The organism is Candidatus Atribacteria bacterium, assembly GCA_011056645.1.
GTDB lineage: Bacteria > Atribacterota > Phoenicimicrobiia > Phoenicimicrobiales > Phoenicimicrobiaceae > Sediminicultor > Sediminicultor quartus.
This window is the reverse complement of the sequence record DSEL01000051.1, coordinates 1-3111: the sequence shown is the minus strand read 5'-3', so window position 1 is coordinate 3111 and position 3111 is coordinate 1. Positions and strand designations below refer to the sequence as shown.

Annotated in this window: 2 protein-coding genes; both read right to left on the bottom strand. The window is 31.0% G+C overall.

Translation table 11 applies throughout. The features are described 5' to 3' along the window. A partial coding sequence (locus ENO17_01910; GenBank protein ID HER23800.1) for a CTP synthase occupies nt 1-1159 on the bottom strand: 1159 nt, incomplete at its 3' end. A 108-nt stretch (nt 1160-1267) separates the two neighbouring features. Further along, on the bottom strand, nt 1268-1906 hold the full coding sequence (locus ENO17_01905; protein HER23799.1) for an MBL fold metallo-hydrolase: 639 nt from the start codon (nt 1904-1906) through the stop codon (nt 1268-1270). Nucleotides 1907-3111: the final 1205 nt, after the last annotated feature.

Here is a 3111-nt window from a genome sequence, read left to right as displayed (position 1 = left end):
CCATTCCTAAACAAATTCCCAAAAAAGGTATTTTATGTTCCCTCGCATATTTAACTGTTTCAATTTTTCCCTCTATTCCTCTTTTTCCGAAACCACCCGGTATCAGGATTCCATCAATATCTTCAAAAAGAATTTTAGGAGCTATTTTTTTTACTTCATCAGAATCAATTCTTTTTATTTTGACTCTACAATCATTATCGATCCCGCCATGAAGAAGTGCTTCGGTAATACTAATATAAGCATCTTTTAAACTAATATATTTTCCTACCATTCCGATATTAACTTCTTTTTGGGGATGATATATTTTATTAACCATATTTTTCCAATTTTGTAAATCAGAATCTTGGCATTTTAAATTTAACAATTCAACAATTAAATCTCCCAGCTTTTGTTCTTCAAATATTATGGGTACTTCATAAATAGATTTGACATTTATTGCTTCGATTATAGCTTCATTCCTGATATCGCAAAATAAGGATATTTTATTTTTTATTTCCTGGGAAAGTTTTGATTGACAACGGCAGATTACTATATCCGGCTGGATACCAATCTCTCTGAGCTCCCTTACGCTATGTTGCGTAGGTTTTGATTTTAACTCTTTGGCAGCTTCAAGATAAGGGATAAAAGTGACGTGTATGTACAGAACATTGTCTTTTCCTATATCATTTCTAAATTGTCTTATAGCTTCTAAAAAAGGAAGGCTTTCAATATCACCTACTGTTCCGCCGATCTCTACGATTACCACATCCATTTTTTCTTTTGCATTTTGTGAAATATTTTTAATGGTAGATTTTATCTCATCAGTTATATGGGGTATCACTTGCACTGTGGCTCCCAAAAAATCCCCCCTTCTTTCTTTAGCAATTACCGAACTATAGATTTTCCCGGTAGTCATATTATTATCATTCGATAAATTGGTATCAATAAATCGCTCATAATGCCCCAAGTCTAAGTCTGTCTCAGCTCCGTCTTCGGTAACAAATACTTCACCATGTTGAAAAGGATTCATGGTTCCCGCATCAACATTGATATAAGGATCTATTTTTTGTATGGAAATGTTTAAACCCCTACTTTTCAATATCCTTCCGATAGAAGAAGCAGAGATACCTTTACCCAAAGATGAAACTACTCCTCCTGTAACAAAAATATATTTTGTCATAAGTCTCCTTTTTTGTTTAGTTAGTTGGATAACCGTTAACTGGTTAAGAAATCATATTTAAGGTATAAAGTTAGTTTCATGATTTTACTTTTTTTGTTTTCTTAACTACTATTCATATTGTAAAACGTAAATTTGCGTATTTTTAGGCAATGTATCCAAGGTTATTTCGAATTCACTTGATTTTATTCTTTGTACATTTTTTTTATTCGACAGAAATCCATCTACCGGGTCTATGGAGAAGTTAATTGCTTTTGTTTTATAATGCATTGGAATTGCTATCCTGGGTTTAATAGTATCAATAATCTGATCAGCTTGGCTACCATCTATAGTATATAATCCACCTACTGGAATAAAAAGAATATCTATTTTTCCTATATCTTTTAATTTATCTGAATTTAAAATATGCCCTAAATCACCCAAGTGGCATAAGCATAGTCCATCAGCTTTTATAATAAATATGGTATTTAATCCTCTCTTGCCCCCGTAAACACCATCATGAAAAGACAATATTCCTCTAAATTCCATTTTATGTGATTCTCTTCTTACCGCACCCTTAAAAACTACCGGTCTTCCCTTTACTCCTCTAACATAATTATGGTCAAAATGTTCGTGGCTGACTGTTACAATATTGGCTTTGATCCGGGGAAGTTTATAACCAAGCGTTTCATCGAAAGGATCAGTGATAATTTTAATCCCTCTTTCCGATTCAATTAAAAACGAAGAATGTCCTAACCATTTTATTTTCATGATTTTGCTCTCTTTTCTATTTTGCCCGCTCTTTTCTGATATGTTTTTTTATGACATTCTATACTAATTTCATTAAGAAAATTAAAATATTTCTCCAATTATTTTATTTAACCTCACTTTTGCTAATTCCGGTTTATAGTTTAATATAATACTCCCCATTTCGGTTATTTGTATTATATTGAATGGTTCCAATGAAAATATTTTTGTAATTTCTTCTACTTCAACTTCTTGTACTCTTTTCAGACCAGTAAATTTGTTAATATTTTGATTGATGATTTTAGTTAGCGATTCACCATTAAGATAAAGCCTTTTTCCGCTGTTCTGGTATAATATATTTATAATCACCTTGACTAACTTTATTTTTTCATAAAGTATTTTTCTTTTTTCCAGTAATTGGAACATGTTATTTTTAATGGTATTATCCAATAAAAAAAGTGATTCCAAGTTACCTAAAGAAAAAGGTAATTTATCATGTTCTTCAATCAGATTAGACAACCACCTCAGTTCGAATAATGTCACTTTGTTCTTGGTTGTTTTTCGATTTAGTTTATCATAATCGAAATCCGGAGAAAAAATTATCGAATAATCCGAACCGGTTTCCTCTTTTGCTTTACTCAACTCACTCCAATGTTCATACTTTTGTAATTTATCTTCTTTTTTATCTGCTAACTTTGCATCAATAATCAAATTATAGGTTTTATAATCTAATAATGCTTTCGCCAGAATAAAAGATACCTCTCCTTCTAATACAACAGAAGTTTCGAAACCCAAAAATTCAAAGACTTTTTGGAGTAATTTTTTAAGGTTTTCATTATCTTCGGAATTTAACATTCTTAATTGTAATTTTTTTATTTCACTCAACCAATCAAAGAGTCCCCACATTTCTTCTTTCTCTTCGATAAATCGGAAATCTTTCCTTAGAATATTGTCAATATATTTTGAAAACAAATTTTCTTCGTTTACTTCTACCTCTAATACCCCTTCACAAATCTCCTTATAAGTTAATGGTTGATTCGCTTCTTGTAACATCCTAAAAATTTTCTCACCTAAATCGTCTTGAGATTCTACCCTGGTCTCGTCTTCCGTCACCAAAAAATATCGTTTTCTATCATAGTCAATTAAGCCAATATAAATAACGTCATTTACCTTCAACCTTTTCTTTTCATACCATTCTTTTAATCCCACTATATAATTTGATGTATGAT